General features: G+C 37.4%; 14 protein-coding genes. 7 read left to right on the top strand and 7 right to left on the bottom strand.

The window, feature by feature from the left end; translation table 11 throughout:
* Together JZO69_RS11780 and JZO69_RS11775 are read left to right on the top strand one after the other, a co-directional pair.
* A partial coding sequence (locus JZO69_RS11780) for a hypothetical protein (protein ID WP_207113067.1) occupies window positions 1-192 on the top strand: 192 nt, incomplete at its 5' end.
* Between the two features lie 2 nt (window positions 193-194).
* The gene (locus tag JZO69_RS11775) at window positions 195-1,712 is read left to right on the top strand and encodes a UDP-N-acetylmuramoyl-L-alanyl-D-glutamate--L-lysine ligase (protein WP_207113066.1); all 1,518 of its coding nucleotides are present in this window, start codon (window positions 195-197) and stop codon (window positions 1,710-1,712) included.
* A gap of 88 nt (window positions 1,713-1,800) precedes the next feature.
* On the opposite strand, the gene JZO69_RS11770 is transcribed toward JZO69_RS11775, so the two are convergent.
* The 3 genes from JZO69_RS11770 to JZO69_RS11760 all read right to left on the bottom strand — a co-directional run bounded on the left by JZO69_RS11770 (window position 1,801) and on the right by JZO69_RS11760 (window position 5,064).
* Window positions 1,801-2,709: an AEC family transporter gene (locus JZO69_RS11770; RefSeq protein ID WP_207113065.1), complete on the bottom strand. Its 909-nt coding sequence runs from the start codon at window positions 2,707-2,709 to the stop codon at window positions 1,801-1,803.
* A gap of 147 nt (window positions 2,710-2,856) precedes the next feature.
* Complete coding sequence (locus JZO69_RS11765) at window positions 2,857-4,059, bottom strand: multidrug effflux MFS transporter (protein WP_207113064.1); 1,203 nt, start codon at window positions 4,057-4,059, stop codon at window positions 2,857-2,859.
* A gap of 216 nt (window positions 4,060-4,275) precedes the next feature.
* Window positions 4,276-5,064 carry a 7beta-hydroxysteroid dehydrogenase gene (locus tag JZO69_RS11760; protein ID WP_207113063.1) on the bottom strand — a complete coding sequence of 263 codons (789 nt, stop codon included), beginning with the start codon at window positions 5,062-5,064 and terminating at the stop codon, window positions 4,276-4,278.
* A gap of 300 nt (window positions 5,065-5,364) precedes the next feature.
* Between JZO69_RS11760 and JZO69_RS11755 the strand changes: the two genes are divergently transcribed.
* Complete coding sequence (locus tag JZO69_RS11755) at window positions 5,365-6,348, top strand: serine hydrolase domain-containing protein (RefSeq protein WP_207113062.1); 984 nt, start codon at window positions 5,365-5,367, stop codon at window positions 6,346-6,348.
* A gap of 161 nt (window positions 6,349-6,509) precedes the next feature.
* Here the strand turns inward: JZO69_RS11755 and JZO69_RS11750 are convergent, their stop codons facing one another.
* Complete coding sequence (locus JZO69_RS11750; RefSeq protein ID WP_207113061.1) at window positions 6,510-8,975, bottom strand: heavy metal translocating P-type ATPase; 2,466 nt, start codon at window positions 8,973-8,975, stop codon at window positions 6,510-6,512.
* A 679-nt stretch (window positions 8,976-9,654) separates the two neighbouring features.
* Between JZO69_RS11750 and JZO69_RS11745 the strand changes: the two genes are divergently transcribed.
* Complete coding sequence (locus tag JZO69_RS11745; RefSeq protein WP_207113069.1) at window positions 9,655-10,239, top strand: lytic polysaccharide monooxygenase; 585 nt, start codon at window positions 9,655-9,657, stop codon at window positions 10,237-10,239.
* Window positions 10,240-10,370: 131 nt separating this feature from the next.
* Here JZO69_RS11745 and JZO69_RS11740 read toward each other — a convergent pair whose 3' ends face one another.
* From JZO69_RS11740 to JZO69_RS11730, 3 genes are all read right to left on the bottom strand, one after another.
* Window positions 10,371-11,384, bottom strand: a complete 1,014-nt coding sequence (locus JZO69_RS11740) for a LacI family DNA-binding transcriptional regulator (RefSeq protein WP_207113060.1) — start codon at window positions 11,382-11,384, stop codon at window positions 10,371-10,373.
* A 123-nt stretch (window positions 11,385-11,507) separates the two neighbouring features.
* Window positions 11,508-12,182 (bottom strand): beta-phosphoglucomutase, encoded by a 675-nt coding sequence (gene pgmB / locus JZO69_RS11735; RefSeq protein ID WP_207113059.1) that lies wholly within the window; start codon window positions 12,180-12,182, stop codon window positions 11,508-11,510.
* Entirely contained in the window at window positions 12,175-14,454 is a 2,280-nt protein-coding gene (locus tag JZO69_RS11730; protein WP_207113058.1) for a glycoside hydrolase family 65 protein, read from the bottom strand. The genes pgmB and JZO69_RS11730 overlap by 8 nt, the downstream gene beginning before the upstream one ends.
* Window positions 14,455-14,697: 243 nt before the next feature.
* Here JZO69_RS11730 and JZO69_RS11725 point away from each other — a divergent pair, with 243 nt between their 5' ends.
* The 3 genes from JZO69_RS11725 (at window position 14,698) to JZO69_RS11715 (ending at window position 18,541) form a co-directional block, all read left to right on the top strand.
* Window positions 14,698-16,875, top strand: coding sequence for a PTS transporter subunit IIBC (locus JZO69_RS11725; protein ID WP_207113057.1), 2,178 nt, complete (start codon window positions 14,698-14,700; stop codon window positions 16,873-16,875).
* Between the two features lie 90 nt (window positions 16,876-16,965).
* Window positions 16,966-17,787, top strand: a complete 822-nt coding sequence (locus JZO69_RS11720; RefSeq protein WP_207113056.1) for an endonuclease/exonuclease/phosphatase family protein — start codon at window positions 16,966-16,968, stop codon at window positions 17,785-17,787.
* 118 nt (window positions 17,788-17,905) lie between these two features.
* Window positions 17,906-18,541 (top strand): NAD(P)H-binding protein, encoded by a 636-nt coding sequence (locus JZO69_RS11715; RefSeq protein ID WP_207113055.1) that lies wholly within the window; start codon window positions 17,906-17,908, stop codon window positions 18,539-18,541.
* Window positions 18,542-18,575: the final 34 nt, after the last annotated feature.

Genomic DNA, 18,575 nt, shown 5'->3' with positions numbered 1-18,575 from the left:
TTATATGTTTGTTATTTTAATATAGTTATACTAAAAAAAGTCTTGTCTATGAATACTATTTTCCCACTTGTTTTTTCTCTATATCCTAGCACGCATCTTGAAGTTTTATCATTTAAATTGTATGATGAAGCTCTAAAGTTTTCTATTCCAAAAACCTTACATTCAGATTTTAGATACCGCTTGGAGGCGTAATGATGACTATTTCTTTAGAAAAAATCCGTGAATGTTTACTTGAAGAACATCTTTTGAAAGAATTTATTTCAACTGAAGGTTGGTCTTTGACTTTACCACTATCGTTGAATGATAAAATATTTGAAGCTATTTCCTATGATTCTCGCACTGTAAGCTCTGATACGCTATTTTTCTGTAAAGGAATGAATTTCAAATCAGAATATTTAGAAAGTGCTATCCAATCAGGTCTTGACGTTTATGTAGCTGAACAGCCCTATGATGTACCTGCAGCTTTAGGAATCATTGTAACAGATATCAAAAAAGCAATGGCCGTTTTAAGTATGGCTTTTTATGATTATCCGCAAAATAAATTAAAACTAATTGGTTTTACTGGGACAAAAGGAAAAACAACCGCGGCTTACTTTACTAAATTTATTTTAGATCAAGCAACAAATAACAAGACCGCTATGTTGTCTACCATGAATTCTACTTTAGATGGAAAAACCTTTTTCAAATCACACTTGACCACACCTGAATCACTTGATCTTTATCAAATGATGGCAGAAGCTGTTAAAAATAAGATGACCCATTTCATTATGGAAGTCTCATCACAAGCTTACAAGACAAATCGTGTGTATGGTTTATTTTTTGATGTAGGGATTTTCCTAAATATTACACCTGACCATATCAGTCCAATCGAACATCCAACGTTTGATGATTACTTTTACTGCAAACGTCAGCTAATCAAGCATTCAAAAACCATGATTTTTAATCATGAATCTGATTACTTTCAATTACTGAAAGAAACAGCTGAGCTGCATCAAGTTCCTTATATCGTTTATGGCGATCAAACATCGGTAGATACAGATTATATCTATCACACAAAAAAAGATGATTCTCTTGCGTTCTCTATCACCACAAAAAATGATACTTTAGCGGTTTCTGGTGAGTATCACTTGCGTTTAGGCGGTGACTTTAACAAAGGGAATGCCTTGAGTGCTGTTCTCGCCAGTGCTTTGGTCGGCGCTACTCGTAGTGATTGCCAAAAAGGAATCAAAGAAACAACTGTCCCTGGTCGGATGGAATTATTGACAAATAAAAATGGTGCTAAAGTCTATGTAGATTATGCGCATAATTATGATAGTTTAAAGAATCTTCTAACGTTTGTCAAAGAAGAACACCCTGAGGGCCGTTTACTTGTCGTTATCGGCAGCACTGGAAACAAGGCGATTTCTAGACGTAAGGATTTCGGTATCGTTTTATCTGAATTGGCTGATGTCGCTATTTTAACTACGGATGATCCAGCCGATGAAAATCCAATAACGATCTGTGAAGAAATCCAATCTTATATCACAGCTGATATTCCTGTTGAAATAGTTGCAGACCGCGCTCGAGCAATCGAAAAAGCTTTAGCCATGAGCTTGAAAGAAGATGCTGTCGTCTTAGCAGGAAAAGGCGCTGACCTATACCAAAAAGTTGGTGGAGAAGATACACCTTATGAAGGTGACTTTTATATTGCTGAACGTTTGATACTTGAATAAAAAAGTGAGCAGGACATAACTCTAGTCATGTCCTGCTTACTTTTGATATTACTAAACGGCGGGAGCAGAAGCATCCTCTTGTCTAGTATCAGCCCATAAATATCATTATCAGTGTCATCAACACTAAACTGATCAAAATACTTGCAGATGACGTAAAACCGACTGTTTCTTCCGGCATTCCTGCTTTAACACTATTGATCACCGAAAAGGTCGGCATCGGCGCTACACTCAATACAACTAGCACAATTCGCAGTAACGGATCCAACGGAATCACAAAAGCAAACAGCAATGCAAATGCCGCTCCGCACAAATAACGCCAAGCAAGAACTTCTTTCACTAAGTGCATCGCTTTTTTAGGTAATCTTAATTCAAGATATAAGCCAATCATAAACATCGATAAAAATCCATTTGCTTTCGCAATCATTTCCAACACGCCCAACACTTCTACTGGCAATCCAATTTGAACGATCCGTAGCAACAACATAACCATATATGCTGTAAAAGGCGCTGATTTAAACAAAGACAAAACGATTTTCTTCAACGTTGTCTCTTCTTTAGAGCCAACCACTTTATCAATCAACAACGTACTCCCACCAGTCAGCATCACACTATTTCCAATATCAAACATCAAAAGAAATGGCACAGCCAAAGGATAAAAGCCTTGAATAAACGGCAAACTAAAATTACCGATATTGTAACCTGACATCGAATACATTTGGAACTCCTGCTCTAGAACTGGTCGTTTTTTGCTTACTCGACCGCCTATCAAAATAACTAGGATATTCAAAATGATGCCCATTGCTAACAAGAAAAACAATGTTCCTGAAACCACCACACTTGCTAAACTAACGATCACTGTTGCCGGTAGGGTGATATTTACAATGATGACAGACAGCATACCGCCATCTGCTTTACTCAACAAACCAATTCGCTTCATTAAATAGCCTAAAAATATGACAAAACAAAAACCAACTGCCTGTAATAAAATTTCTCTCACCCAACGCACCCCTCACTTATTATTTCTAACACTACCATAATTTATAGGAAAAAAATTTGTCTCTATCAATTTATGCAAAATATCTAGACCTTAACATGACTTTTTCAAAAAACATCCGCGCAAGTTTCACGCAGATGTTTTGTCTAGCTATGACTTTTGAATCGTTGTTTCCAACAGATACTTGCGTGCCAATAGGAACATAACCACGCCAATGATAAGAAAATACACAGGCATTGCCAGCAACGTTCCATTATGAACTTTGCTCATTCCAAAGGTAAATAAACTAACAAGTAAATAGTAACCTAAGCTAAAAAGTGCTCCTGCTGAACCAATTACATCTTGAAAATCTACTAACGCTAAACTAAGACAATTTGGTAACGCCATACCTGTTCCTGTTAACACAACAAAAATACCTGCTAACATCAACCACAACTGAACCGTTCCCTGAAGAAAACCAGCAGCGGCAAAAACTAAAAATAGCGTGCCAAACAACATTACCTTAATCCCAATAAGAATAATTTTTTCTGGCTGGTAAAAAGGAAGTAAACGCTTGGACAACAACGAACCCAAAATCGAAGCTGCCGCCACAGCAATTCCTAAAAAGCCATATACTGCTGTTGACAATTGAAAATGCTCAATAAAAATAAATGGTGCTTCAGCATAATAACTAAACAACAGACCATTAATCGCTCCAATCAAAAAACCATACGTCAATACTTTAGGATTCGTGACTAATCGTTTAATGATCGGCAATAATTTTATCGGTTCTTGTCGTTGCACTTGAATTGTTTCTGGCAAGCTTATGAATGCATAGCTGAAAATCAACACACTCATTACTACTAAAACTAAAAATACTGCTCTAAAACCAAAATACTGATCAACGATTCCGCCCACTAAAGGTCCTATTGCTGGAGTAAAGGCCAACGCTGCAGAAATTTGTGCAAATAATGCATGCCGCTGATTGCCGAAGTAGCTTTCTCGCAAAATCGTTTGTGTCACAACAGAACCTGTACTCGCTCCAAAAGCTTGAATAAACCGAGCAAACAGCAACATTTCGACCGAAAAAGAATTAAAACAAAGAAAACTTCCTACTCCATAAATAAGTAACCCGTAAAGCATTGCCTTACGCCGACCAATAAAATCAGATAGCCAGCCCCAGAAAAATACGCCCAAAGCAAAGGCTAGAAAATAAATACTTAATGTTAATTGCACCGTTGCCATCGATGCTTGAAAAGCATTCGCAATATCTGGTAACGATGGGGTGAAGATCGTTTCACTGATTTGGGGAAATCCCACTAAAACAATGAGTAATAATAATGATGGTACACGAGTTTTGATGCTTTTTTTCAAAGAAATTCCTCCTAATACTCTAGCCTATTCAGCTAGATAAATAAATCATAGGGTTGAAAAAAAACATCTAACTCCGGGAAGCGGAGGGAGCATGATCAATATTAATTTATAGGTATCCATCTGCTAATCACTTCCTTTTCTTGTATTTATGCGTTATTTTTCTAAATTTTGTTTGGTCATTTAACTTCAAGTATATCATATCATTTTATTGTTTACTTATTTAAATAAATTCCCAACAAATTCAATCGTCTGATCAGAAGGCTGACCGGCCATTTCTTTAGCATTTTTACGATTAAGATCGCCTAGAATCATCGAACGAGTCTTCCCAAAGTTTTCAAAGATTTCATCCATACATTCTTCTGGAGTCATGGCCGCTGCTAGTGCAGCTTTGCCAGCTTCAGTATCTGGTAACGATTGCAAGAAACTTGGTGTAATCGTCGAACCTAAAATTGGAACCATAATATCTACATTCGTATCCAACATTTCAAAACCAACAGCTTCTGTCATCTTAATAATGAACGACTTACCTGCCCCGTACTGAGCAATATAAGGCGAACCTGTTAAACCTGACATTGAGCCAATATTAATGATTCCGCCACGATTTTTTTCCTTGAATAATTTCGTATAGTAATGGAAATATTTTGTGAATGAAACAATATTGATCTGAAGCATTTTTTCTTCATCTTCCCATGTATGCTCAGAAAATGGGCCAAAAACACTTAAACAGGCTACATAAGAAACAAAACCAATATCCAGTTCTTTCGTCTGTTCAATTATCCGCTCGATTGCCTGATTGGTGGATAAATCTTCTGTCACCACTTGATACTCTACTTGGTATTCTTCCGCCAATCCTTTCCCTAACTCATCTAAAGCAGCCGTTCTTCTACCAACTAATACAACATTTAATTTTCTTTCTGCTAAAAATTTAGCCATTGCTTTTCCAACACCATCTGTTGCCCCAAAAATAATTCCCCAAGCACCATATTTTTCTTTAAATTCTGACATCTACTTTCCCTCCTAATTTCAGCTGATCAACTTCGTAGAAATTGCGATTACATAAAGCTGATTATTTCATCCAATTAAAGTCTACTGTCATTGTATCTGCAACAACTTTTTTAATCAATAAATAATTAAACCGACATAAAAAATAGTTGAATGCAACTATTTTCCATTCGAACAACACGATTACATAAGAAAGCCATCCAATTTTCAAGTTTTCAAAAAGAGTAAAATCCTCACCATTCCTAGCTCATTTAATGATAAACTTATCATAAGCAACAAAATTGTAAAAAGGAGCTTCAATTTATGAATTTAGAACAGTTCATTCCATCAGATTTCAGTGGTTTCATTCGCATTACCTCAAAGCAAAAACCATTATTTTCCAAAGCTTTCGGTTATAGAGATTATCCCAATCAAATAAAAAACAATCAGCATACAATTTTCGGCACAGCTTCTGGCGGAAAAGCCTTTGTAGCTGTTGCAATCATGAAGTTAATTGAAGAAAAGATATTAGCAATCGATCAGCCTATTGTTCATATTCTTTCTACAAAACTACCTAACATAGATCCTAATGTAACGGTTCACCAATTGTTAAATCATACTTCTGGAATTGGAGATTATTATGATGAAGATATAATAGACAACTATGCCTCATTATGGGAAGAGTTTCCTAATTATGCGATTCGTAAAAATAGTGACCTTCTACCCTTATTTATTAATAAAGAAATGAAGTTTCCTCCTGGTAAAAAGTTTCAATACAATAATACAGGCTATGTACTTTTAGCGATGATCATCGAAGAACTGACTGGGCAAGACTTTGACCGTTATTTAAAAGAAATCATCTTCGAGCCAGCTTCAATGACCTCAACAGGTTATTACGCTTTGGATCGGCTACCTGCCAATACGGCCAATGCCTATATTCTCGATCCTGAATCAAATGATTATTATAGCAATATTTACAGTATTGATGCCAAAGGAACTGGTGCTGGCGGCTGTTTTACAACCTTAAAAGATTTGGAATGTTTTTGGCAAACCTTGTTCAGCGGAAAAATCATTTCTGAACATGCTGTAGACGTGATGCAAACGATGCAAGGTTCTGATCATTACGGCTACGGTTTTTGGATCGCTACAAAAAATACACCTGCTTTTCCATATATGCAAGGACATGATCCTGGAATCTCTTTTATTTCATCTTATAACCGCGTACTAGATTTAAATATTACGATTATGAGCAATTTCGGCCAAGATGTTTGGAAAATGCATCAAGAACTTTCAGCAGAATTATCTTAAAAAAATACGCATAGTATGATTTCACAAAAAGAGGTTATGGCAAAAGTCATTTAGGTTCGAGCAATTGGACTAAAAAAAGCACAATGCGTTTTATGCATTGTGCTTTTTTAGTAAATTGCCGAAGAATCTGGCTTTTCCACACCGTTCATTCGGATTTATAGCTATTTCTTTAACACTGAGGGTTTAAATCCTTTTAATCTCAAAGCATTTAGCAAAACCGAAACTGAGCTAAAACTCATGGCAGCTCCTGCAATCATAGGATTTAACAACGGTCCGCCAAACAAATACAATACACCCATCGCAACAGGAATTCCTAAAGTGTTATAAGCAAATGCCCAGAATAAGTTTTCTTTGATATTCTTGATGGTCGCTTTACTTAATTCTACCGCTGTTGGTACATCCATCAAATCACTTCTCATCAATACGATATCTGCTGATTCCATCGCAACGTCTGTTCCAGAGCCAATTGCGATTCCTATATCTGCTTGCGCTAATGCTGGTGCATCATTGATTCCGTCACCAACCATTGCGACTTTTTTACCTTCTTTTTGTAATTTCATTACTTCTTCAGCTTTATCTTCCGGTAAAACTTCACTTAAGACACGATCAATTCCGACCTGTTTCGCAATTGCTTGGGCTGTTCGTTTGTTGTCACCTGTGATCATGGCAACTTCGATGCCCATTTGATGTAGTTTTTTGATTGCGGGAATGCTGTTTGGCTTAATGGTATCAGCTACTGCGATGATTCCTGCTATACTATCATCTTTGGCGATATACATCGGTGTTTTTCCTTGTTCAGCTAATTGATCTGATATGGTACCTAGATTCCCTAGAGCAATGCCACGATCATCCATCAATTTTTTATTTCCCAATAATAAGCGGCTGCCTTCGATCGTTACTTCGATTCCGTGTCCAGGAATCGCAGCAAATGCTTCTGTTGAGGCAAAAGCCAAGTTCTTTTCTTCCGCTCCATTGACGATTGCTTCACCTAGAGGATGTTCAGATCCCTTTTCAGCAGATGCAGCTAAACGAAGCAATTCATCTTCCGTCATCTGATTTGCGGTAACAATATCAGTAACTTTCGGTTTACCTTCTGTAATCGTTCCTGTTTTATCGAAAACAATCGTTTGAATTTTATGGGTTGTTTCAAGTGCATCACCACTTTTGATCAATACGCCATTTTCAGCACCTTTTCCTGTTCCTACCATAATCGCCGTTGGTGTTGCTAAACCTAAAGCACACGGACAAGCAATAACTAAAACGGAAATAGTGATCGTTAGTGCAAAAACCCAAGATTCTTGCCCTAAGAAATACCAAGCCAAACCTGCTAAGACAGCTAAAACCATGACAATCGGTACAAATACGCCAGAAATTTTATCCGCCATTTTAGCGATTGGCGCTTTTGAGCCCTGGGCATCTTCCACCAATTTGATAATTTGTGATAATGCAGTATCTTTACCGACTTTTGTTGCTTTAAAACGGAAGCTGCCATTTTTATTGATACTTGCGCCAATTACATTGTCACCCATTTTTTTCTCAACCGGCATACTTTCACCCGTCAACATGGATTCGTCGATTGCAGATGAACCTTCTATAATAATGCCGTCTACGGGAATTTTTTCACCTGGTCGAACAACAATAATATCATCTAATTGAACGCTATCAACTGGGATTTCTATTTCTTGATCGTTACGGAGAACACGGGCGTTTTTCGGGGCTAGGCCCATTAATTTTTTGATTGCTTCTGACGTTTTTCCTTTTGAAACTGCTTCAAAATATTTCCCTAATGTGATCAATGTTAAGATTACACCTGCAGATTCATAATACAGCGCCATCGTAAATTGTGGGTCACCTGCAAAAATCATAATTGTTCCATACAAACTGTACACCACTGCAGCACTGGTTCCCAAGGCAACTAAAGAATCCATGTTAGGATGCCCTTTAAATAGCGCTTTAAATCCAACCGTAAAGAAACTTCTGCCTAAATACAATACTGGAATAGTTAAAATCAATTGAACCATCGCAAAGGTTTCTGGATGCATCATTGGATCTAAAAACGCTGGTAGCGGTAAACCAATCATATGTCCCATTGCTACATATAATAAAGGAACCGTAAAAACTGCTGACAGCCAAAAACGTTGCCACATTTCTGAAATGTGTTTTTGTTTCTTTTCACGGTCTTTATCTACTGTATCTGCTGAGTCAACTTGTTCAATCGCTTCGTATCCTGCTTCTGATACAGCTTTAGTAATATCGGAAATGTTTATTACTGATGGATCAAAATCAACGACCATTTTTTCCGTAGCCAAGTTCACAGAGGCTTTTGTTACTCCATTTAGCTTGTTTGTTGTTTTTTCGATTGTTTGCGCACATGAAGCACAAGTCATGCCTTCTATATCAAATGTTCGTTGTTGACTATTGCTCAATGCTTCATATCCAGCATCTGCTACAGCTTTTTGAATGTCACTCTCTGACAATTTGTTTTCATCGTATTCCACATTTAACTTTTCAGTCGCTAAATTGACAGTAGCTTTTGTTACACCAGTCAGTTTTGCAGTGGCTTTTTCTACCGTTTGCGCACATGAAGCACAAGTCATGCCTTCTATATCAAATGTTTTTGCTTCCACTTTCTCCATCTCCTTTTTCTAATTGCTTTATTTTATCCTCACACTCAAATCGACTATAAATGTAGTCGGTGCATTTCTCCTTTATATTAAAATAGAACGACTTATTTGTCAACCTAAAAAACTGTTGCTCTTTTTTGTCATCAGATTCAATATGGATAGCAAGCAAAAAACTCATTCAGAAATAAGTTGTGATACTTTCTTATCGAAAAATTATTGCCTATTATCTACATTTTATACTTGTTTTCCATGCCTTCCTTTTTACATACACCTTGTCACTTATCCTTTACTCATTGTTTTCTTTTTATCCTATCACAGAATTTTATGGAGATACTCATCGACTAATAAATCGGTTTCTTATGTTATTGATTGCACGAATTCACCACTGAATTGGTCTAAACCACTTGTCATCATTGACGTACTATATTCATTATTTAATTTACATAACGTTTGAAAATATGTGGAATTATACTTATTAATAGTATTTACACTTTTTTATTTTTGTTATTTTATTATAAAAAAATTATAATAATTAAATAACATACATAACGGTTGGTAAACGTTCCTTATAGTGTTATGATCAACTTGTAAATAAATTAATTAACCAAATTGTAGAGGAGAGAATGTTTTGAAAAAGAAAACTTTAACGTTATGTTTATTTGCTTTAGGAGTTTCAGGATTAATGATGTTTAGTGGAAATGAAGAGGTATCTGCTCACGGTTATGTAAATCAACCAGTCAGCAGAGTAGTGAATGCAAAAGCGAATGGTTTTGGTTGGGGACCTGGCGAAATTTCATCACACCCTGAAATAATTTCTACACCACAAGGAGTCGAAGCACCAACTTCTAGTTTAGATTCTGGAAAATTGAATGGTAAATTAGCTTCTGCTGGATTAGATGTTTATTCACCACTGAACGAGCAATCTTCAAACAGATGGGTTAAAACTACCATCAGTACTGGTGAAAATAACTTCAATTGGCACCATACTGCAGTTCATAAAACAAATAGATATAGATACTATATGACTAAACAAGGTTGGAATCAAAATGAACCTTTAACTCTAAAAAATATGGATCTTATTAAAGTTATTGGTCAACCAATTGGAGAAGACTATCCTAAAGGCGAAGGATTTACTCCTGCCACAGATGAGTTACAAAAAGTAACGATCCCTTCTGATAGAAGTGGTTATCATGTTGTTTATGCGGTTTGGGATATCAATGATACTATCAATTCATTCTTCCAAGCAATTGACGTAAATGTAAAATAGTAAACTTTATACTTATACACTTTGTACTTATACACGTTAGCCAGAGACATTTGTCTCTGGTTTTTTTAACTGATAGCAAAAAAGCAGAGATGATTTGATAATTAAAATCATCTCTGCTTTACAATAATCATTTATCTTTTCAAATCAAGAACTGTCTCACGTTTAATCAACTGATGCGGAATCACCATTCGAACTCCAGTTGCTTCTTTTTCCTGTAGTGATTCAATCAGTTTTTGCATACCCATTTTACCCAACTCAGCGATATCAATATCAATACTTGTGAGATATGGATGGACTAAGGTTGCATAAATCGAATTATTAAAACTGATCACAGAGAAATCATCTGGCACGCGATAGCCATACATTTGTGCTAATTGGATCATTCGCATAGCAAAAATATCATCGATCACTACAGCAGCTGTCGCTTCCGTGTCTTTTAAAAGCTGTTCAAAGGCAACATAATCTTCTGGATTTTCCATATCGACTGAGGGTAATACTGGTAAATCCGCTAACATCATTGCTTTTTGGTAACCAAAATAACGTTCATAATAGACATTTTCATGCGTTGTATTGGTGATAAATAAAATATTCTTGTGTCCATTTTCAATCAAAAAATCCGTTGCATGTTTGCCTAATAGTTGATTGTCATTATCTACATAAATAACTTTGTCTTCATTGGTATAAGGCTGACCGATCAATGAGAAAGGAACTTGGTTTTCAAATAAATAATTAATGACTGGATCCTCTTTGTCTGAGTACAAAAGGATAAATCCGTCTACTTGTTTTTGACGATGCATCAATTGAACATTTTCCAGCAAGGTCTCAAAAGATTGTGCCGTAGCAATAGCGGTTGTCATGCTGTGATTGCGGGCTTCATCATTGATGGATTCAATGATTTCTAAATAAAACGGATTGCCCATCCGTTCACGAGAATCCAACGGCGGCAAAATCACGCCCACTGCTCCTGAAGAACGTTTTCCTAGATTTCGTGCAGCAATATTGGGTACATAGCCCATTTCTTCCATTACTTTATAGACTTTTTTCTTAGTAGCATCTGAAATACTGGAATGATCATTGATCACTCTGGAAACGGTAGAAGTAGCAACACCGGCTTTTTTAGCAACATCTTTCACAGTAATCGTCATCTAGTTCACTCCTTTCTCGGTTAAATCATAAACCATTCTATCGTAGAAAATAATACCATAGATTGATACCTTGTTGCTATTGTCTTTTGAACTTAAGACAATATAGTGCAACTAATATTGAATTTAAGCTTCACGTTTTGTTTCTTTCCACACAGAAGTTAAGAAATCCAATGTCAATTCTTTCGTAGAAGACACGACAACAATATCTGTCCCAAGATCTTCGGAACGCCCCACACCGATCGGCAACGCTCCGCTAGCTAGAATCGCTTGAATCCCTGCTTTAGCATCCTCAATGCCGATACATTGTGCAGCAGCCAACTCAACTTCTGTAGCAGCTAATTGAAAAATTTCTGGATCTGGTTTTCCTTTAGCTACTTTGGCTGGATCGGCAATACCGTCAAAATAGGGCATCAACGCCATTTTCTCCAATAGAAATGGACCATTTTTACTAGCTGAAGCTAAGGAAATTTTAATTTCTTGTTTTTTTAAGTTTTCCAACAATTCAAGGATTCCCGGGTAAACATCTGCCGGGCTAACTTGCTGGATCATGTCTACATAATAGTCATTTTTCCGTTGCGCTAATTCAGTAAATTGTTCTGGAGTAAAATCTTGCGTACGCCCACCATGAGCCAGTAATAATTTCAGTGAATCTTCCCGACTCACTCCTTTTAGCTCTTCATTGAATGCTCGATCGATCGTGATTCCGATTTCATTTCCTAATCGTTGCCACGCTTGATAATGATACTCTGCTGTATCTGTTAACACACCATCTAAATCAAATAAAACACCTTTAAACATTTTCCTTCACCTTTTCCATCTCAACGACTAATTCATCTTCTAATACCATTTTGTTTCCGTATAAAGCAAGTGGCAATTTCGCCCCTGAAACAAGCTGCAAACGAACACTATTTTGATCGACCGTCACATATAATAGACGCTCACGATAATTCACATGGAAAGCATAGCTTGTCCAAGTACTTGGTAAAAACGGTGCAAAGCTTAATTTCTCATCCGCCGTCTTCATTTGCGCAAAGCCTTGAACAATCGCTAGCCAGCTACCGGTCATCGATGTGATATGCAGGCCATCTTCTGTATCATTATTGTAATTGTCTAAATCTAAACGAGCAGTTCGCTGATACATTTCCACAGCTTTTTCTTCCATCCCAAGTTCAGCTGCTAAAATTGCGTGAACACTTGGAGATAAAGAAGATTCATGAACGGTCATCGGCTCATAGAATAAGAAATTTCGTTCTTTTTCTGCTCGTGAAAAACGTTCGCCAAAGAAATAAATCCCTTGTAAAACATCTGCTTGTTTAATAAAACAAGAGCGTAAAATCCGATCCCAAGACCAATGTTGGTTTAATGGTAAATCAGCAGGTGTTAGCGCAGTTCTTGGCATTAAATCTTTATCTAAGAACGTATCGTGCTGAACAAAAACACCTAACTCTTCATCAAATGGATAGTACATATTTTCAATGATTTCTTGCCAATGTGCTTGCTCTTCTTGGGTAATTTCAATTGGCGTTTCAGCTTGATACTTAGCGTAATTATCTAAAGTATACTGCAATACCCACGTTGCGATCGTATTTGTATACCAATTATTGTTGATATTATTTTCATATTCATTTGGTCCCGTCACGCCATGGATCATATATTTTCCTGTGCGCTTAGAAAAATGAACTCGATCTGCCCAGAAACGCGCGATTTCCGTTAGAACCTGCAAGCCTTCATTTTTTAAATACTCAACATCTCCAGTATAATTCACATAATTATAGATAGCATACGCAATCGCACCGTTACGGTGGATCTCTTCAAAAGTGATTTCCCATTCATTGTGACACTCGATTCCTGTAAAAGTAACCATCGGATATAAAGCGCCCGCTAATCCTTGTTGACGAGCATTATGCTTGGCTTGTTCCAATTGGTTATAGCGATATTTCAATAGATTTTTCGTCACTTCTGGTTTGGCCAAAGCTAAATAAAGAGGAACGGCATAGGCTTCTGTATCCCAATAAGTTGCACCGCCATATTTTTCACCAGTAAACCCTTTTGGTCCGATATTCAAGCGTTCATCTTCACCATAATAAGTTGTAAATAATTGGAATAAATTAAAACGAATCCCTTGCTGAGCTGCATTATCGCCTTCAATTACAACGTCTGCCAGAGCCCAACGTTTTTCCCAAGCTTCAGTTTGTTCATTTAATAATTCATCAAAAGTCTTAGTAGTGCCTTTTAATAATCCAACCGCTTTTTCTTGTTGCTCTGCTTCTGGCACATCACGGCTCGTCAAAACAATCAATTGTTTTTCTAAAACAATTGTTTCATTTGTTTGCAGATTTGCCTGGAATGCTTGTTGTACTTTTAATGGTTCCGTTTCGGCTACACCTACTTTTGCAGTTGTTACGTGCTTCATTGCAGCAGTTACACTGAATTGTTCGATGCCAAAAGGATTCGGGATCGTACGAGTAGTTAGAAAACCAATCGCATCTTCAAAACCAGATTGTTGCGCTTCCCAAAACATTTCATCATAGTTACTATCTTCGTTGCGAACATCGCCATCTATTTTTGAAACAATTTGAATATCCGCTGTTCCTTTAAGCACTTCTGCAGTTAAACGAACCACCGCCAGCTCTTGTTGCACAATACTTAAGAAACGTTCAAAACAAAATTTAACACTTGTATCTTCATTTTCAAGAATGAATGTCCGCGTCAGCAAACCATTGCGCATATCTAATTCTAGATAAAAATCTTTCGGCTCTTGAATACCTAAATCAACGGCTTCTCCGTTCACAAAAATATCCATAGCGATAAAATTCAATGCATTGATGACTTTACCAAAATACTCAGGATAACCATTTTTCCACCAACCAACTCTGGTTTTATCTGGGTACCAAACCCCTGCTAAATAGGTGCCTTGATGATGATCTCCTGTATATTGTTCTTCAAAGTTTCCTCTCATGCCCATATAGCCATTACCCATTGAAGTCAGTGACTCTTGTAAACGACGTTCGTTCCGTTCTAATTGATGCGTCGCAATTTTCCATGGATCTATTTCAAATAAGTGATTCATTTTCTCTCCTCCTGTAAATGTTTCGCTTCTTACTTCCCATAATAAACGCAACCGATTGCATTGTCAAACATTTATTCATATCCTATTGCTTATTATTTGAAAATACTTCGCATATAATGATATCATCGTTTTATAGATAACAATACGGAAATGATTTTATTTAAGGGTTTACAAAAATAAAGAACTGCTTTATACTACAATCAACGAAAACGATTGCGCAATTATTGCAAAGGAGAGAAAAAAATGAAGAAGTTATTAAGTTTTGAGTTTTGGCAAAAGTTTGGTAAAGCATTGATGGTCGTGATTGCCGTGATGCCAGCTGCTGGATTAATGATCAGTATCGGAAAGACGATTCCCCTAATCAACCCTGACTGGACTGCACTTGCTACAACAGGTGGTGTTATTGAAAATATTGGTTGGGGCGTTATCAGCAACTTGCATATTTTATTCGCTTTAGCAATTGGTGGTAGCTGGGCGAAAGAGCGTGCCGGCGGGGCTTTCGCTGCTGGACTTTCTTTTATTTTGATCAACCGAATCACTGGTTCTATTTTTGGCGTAACTAGCGATATGTTAGCGGATGACAAAGCTTTTACTCATACGCTATTCGGCACAAAAATTATGGTAAAAGGATTCTTCACTAGTGTTTTAGAAGCGCCAGCGTTGAATATGGGTGTTTTTGTCGGGATCATTGCTGGTTTTGTCGGCGCAATGGCTTTTAATAAATATTATAATTATCGGAAATTACCCGACGCTCTTTCATTTTTTAATGGAAAACGTTTCGTGCCCTTCGTCGTGATTCTTTGGTCAACGATCGTTGCAATTCTTTTAGCTATTATTTGGCCGTATATTCAAGCTGGTATCAACAATTTTGGTCTGTGGATCGCTCAATCTCAAGATACCGCACCGATTTTAGCACCATTTTTATACGGAACACTTGAACGTTTACTACTGCCATTCGGCTTGCATCATATGCTTACGATTCCCATCAACTATACACAATTGGGCGGAACTTACGAGATTTTATCTGGTGCACAAGCTGGAACACAAGTTTTCGGACAAGATCCTTTATGGTTGGCTTGGGCAACTGATTTAGTGAACTTAAAAGGTTCTGGAGATACTGCTCAATACAATTTTGTTTTAAGCAATTGGACTCCTGCACGATTCAAAGTCGGACAAATGATCGGTGCTTCTGGTATTTTGATGGGCATGACGTTAGCAATGTATCGCAATGTTGATCCAGATAAACGAGCAAGCTACAAATCAATGTATCTTTCAGCCGCTTTAGCCGTCTTTTTAACTGGCGTTACCGAGCCTTTAGAATTTATGTTTATGTTTGCTGCTGTGCCATTATATGTTGTTTATGCAGTGATCCAAGGTGCCGCATTCGCTATGGCAGATATCGTAAACTTACGTGTCCACTCTTTCGGAAATATCGAATTGTTAACTCGTACTCCGCTAGCATTAAAAGCAGGACTAGGAATGGATTTATTGAATTTTGTTTTATGTGTGATTGCATTTGGCGTCATTACTTACTTTATCGCCAACTTTATGATCAAAAAATTCAACTTCGCGACACCTGGTAGAAATGGAAATTATGATAATAACGATACCCAAACAGATTCAGTACCAACAAGCACCAAAGATACAAGCGGGATCGATCCCCAAATCATTGACATCGTTCATTTGTTAGGCGGAAAAGAAAATATCGTTGATGTAGATGCTTGTATGACCCGTTTACGAGTAAGTGTTGCCGACAAAAATAAAGTTGGAACAGAAGATTCTTGGAAAAAAGCTGGTGCAATGGGACTGATTGTAAAAGATAATGGTGTTCAAGCTGTCTATGGTCCTAAAGCTGATGTATTAAAATCAGACATTCAAGACCTATTGGATTCTGGTGTTTCCATTCCTGAACCACTACAGACAATTTTACCTGATGAATCAACTGATACAGCGGAATATCTTGGCATTTCTAAGTCAATTATGCCTGTTGCTGATGGTGAAGTAATCGCCATCGACCAAGTTGATGATCCTGTGTTTTCACAAAAAATGATGGGTGATGGCTTCGCAGTTATCCCTTTAAACGAAACGATTTACGCACCAATTGACGGCACCATCAGCAGTATCTTCCCATCAAAACATGCATTAGGAATTCAAACTGATGAAGGGATCGAAGTACTGATCCACATGGGACTTGATACAGTCGAAATGAAAGAATCTGCCTTTACGATTCTGGTTTCCGAGGGACAAAAAGTAACTGCTGGCGAAACGATTGCAACGGCCGATCTAGAAAAAATCAAAGCCGCTGGTAAACAAACTACTATGATCGTGGTCTTTACAAATGGTGAAAAAGTTAAGGCTTTCCATTTAGAGAACCGTGGCAAACAAGCTCCTGGAACTACGATCGGACATTTAGATATTTAACAAAATCAAATTTTGATTCAACTTCAAGCGAGGATGAGACGAAAGCAGTTCTTCGTCCCACCTCGTTTTTTACCGCTAGGAGGAATAAATATGAAGGTATTAACATTGAACACCCACAGTTGGCTGGAAAGTCAGCCCTTAGAAAAACTGCATCAATTAGCGAAAAAAATTATCCAAGAAGATTATGCTGTGATTGCTTTACAAGAAGTCAATCAGCGGATTGATAGCCATCCAGTTACTACGACTCACAACTTCCACCCAACAGAAGATCAGCTGCCTGTACACGAAGATAATTTTGCTCATTTACTGGTTCACCAATTAAAAGAACTAGGTCAACACTATCATTGGAGCTGGGCGTATAATCATATTGGTTATTCCACTTACCACGAAGGAGTTGCCTTGCTCTCAAAACAGCCGATCCAGCCAGAAGCTGTCCTAATTTCAACCGAAGATGATCCGACTGATTACCGTAGAAGAGTCTTATTGATTGGTCAAACAAAACTAGGAGCAAAACCAATCACCGCTGTCAGCGCTCACTACTCTTGGTGGTCAGAAACTGACGGTTTCGCTCATGAATGGTCACAAACTGAGATAGCGTTGCAAAACTACCCTTCTCCATTTTTGATCATGGGTGATTTCAACAACCCAGCTTCAGCTAAACAAACAGGTTACCAACTAGTTTTAGAAAGCCCTTTAAAACTACAAGACAGTTTTTTATCAGCAACTAAAACGATTGGTGAACACACCGTTGAAAAAGCCATCGATGGCTGGGGCGAAAATCAGGAGCAATTAAGAATCGATTATATTTTCACTTCACAAGAACTAGCGATTACTAATTACCAAATCATTTTTGACGGAAAAAGCACACCAATTGTCAGCGATCATTTTGGTGTTTCAGCAACTATTCAATAAACTAATAACGGTACACCAAGGATAAATTTATTCCTTAGCGTATCGTTTCTTTGTTTCCTTTTGAAAAACAATGATAAACTGACTACAAGAACATATTTTATAAAGATAGGAGCAAAAGATGAAAATAACTATTTTTGGCGGAAGCGGCTTTATCGGGCAAAAACTGACCGAAGAGTTGGTCAGCCGCGGCCATCTCGTAACGAGCATTTCCAGAAGCGGACAACCTGCTGATTTAACTGAATCATGGGCTCAAAAAGTCCTATGGATCTCATCAGATATTTTACAGGATAGTCACTGGCAGCCATATGTTCACGAAGCAGATTGGGTCATTGATACGATTGGAATTCTTTTTGAGAAGCGAAAAAAAGGAATCACTTATGAACGATTCATCTTAACTCCTGTCCAAACGATTTTGTCTTATTTAAACGAGGATCATAGTCATGCCCAATTTTTATTTCTATCAGCCAATAACGCTCCTTTTCCTTTAAGAAGATACATGGATGCTAAACTTCAAGCTGAACAACTGATCAAAGAGCAAGCCGAGCAAAGTGTCATTATTTACCCTAGTTTAGTTGTGGATAAAAAACGTTTTTCTTCTGTTATCAGCGCGTTTTTCATCGACGTACTGAAAAAAATCCCTGGACTCAGAAAAGTCGTCCAAGGATATGATCCTATTTCCAGAGAAGTATTAGCTCACGAAATCGCCAATGTGATTGAAGGCAAACCCTCTCCTTACACTCACAGACGAACATAAAAAAGCATCTCCGACATGGAAATGCTTTTTTCAT

This window comes from Candidatus Enterococcus ikei, from assembly GCF_017316105.1.
Lineage (GTDB): Bacteria > Bacillota > Bacilli > Lactobacillales > Enterococcaceae > Enterococcus_L > Enterococcus_L ikei.
This window is presented reverse-complemented; position numbering and strand designations above follow the sequence as displayed.

What these genes read in the sequence shown, in the direction of transcription:
- JZO69_RS11755 (WP_207113062.1), top strand. Translation starts at nt 5,365, where the DNA reads ATGAATTTAGAACAGTTCATTCCATCAGATTTCAGTGGTTTCATTCGC.
- JZO69_RS11760 (WP_207113063.1), bottom strand. Translation starts at nt 5,064, where the DNA reads ATGTCAGAATTTAAAGAAAAATATGGTGCTTGGGGAATTATTTTTGGG.
- JZO69_RS11740 (WP_207113060.1), bottom strand. Translation starts at nt 11,384, where the DNA reads ATGACGATTACTGTGAAAGATGTTGCTAAAAAAGCCGGTGTTGCTACT.
- JZO69_RS11725 (WP_207113057.1), top strand. Translation starts at nt 14,698, where the DNA reads ATGAAGAAGTTATTAAGTTTTGAGTTTTGGCAAAAGTTTGGTAAAGCA.
- pgmB (WP_207113059.1), bottom strand. Translation starts at nt 12,182, where the DNA reads ATGTTTAAAGGTGTTTTATTTGATTTAGATGGTGTGTTAACAGATACA.
- JZO69_RS11715 (WP_207113055.1), top strand. Translation starts at nt 17,906, where the DNA reads ATGAAAATAACTATTTTTGGCGGAAGCGGCTTTATCGGGCAAAAACTG.
- JZO69_RS11745 (WP_207113069.1), top strand. Translation starts at nt 9,655, where the DNA reads ATGATGTTTAGTGGAAATGAAGAGGTATCTGCTCACGGTTATGTAAAT.
- JZO69_RS11730 (WP_207113058.1), bottom strand. Translation starts at nt 14,454, where the DNA reads ATGAATCACTTATTTGAAATAGATCCATGGAAAATTGCGACGCATCAA.
- JZO69_RS11720 (WP_207113056.1), top strand. Translation starts at nt 16,966, where the DNA reads ATGAAGGTATTAACATTGAACACCCACAGTTGGCTGGAAAGTCAGCCC.
- JZO69_RS11775 (WP_207113066.1), top strand. Translation starts at nt 195, where the DNA reads ATGACTATTTCTTTAGAAAAAATCCGTGAATGTTTACTTGAAGAACAT.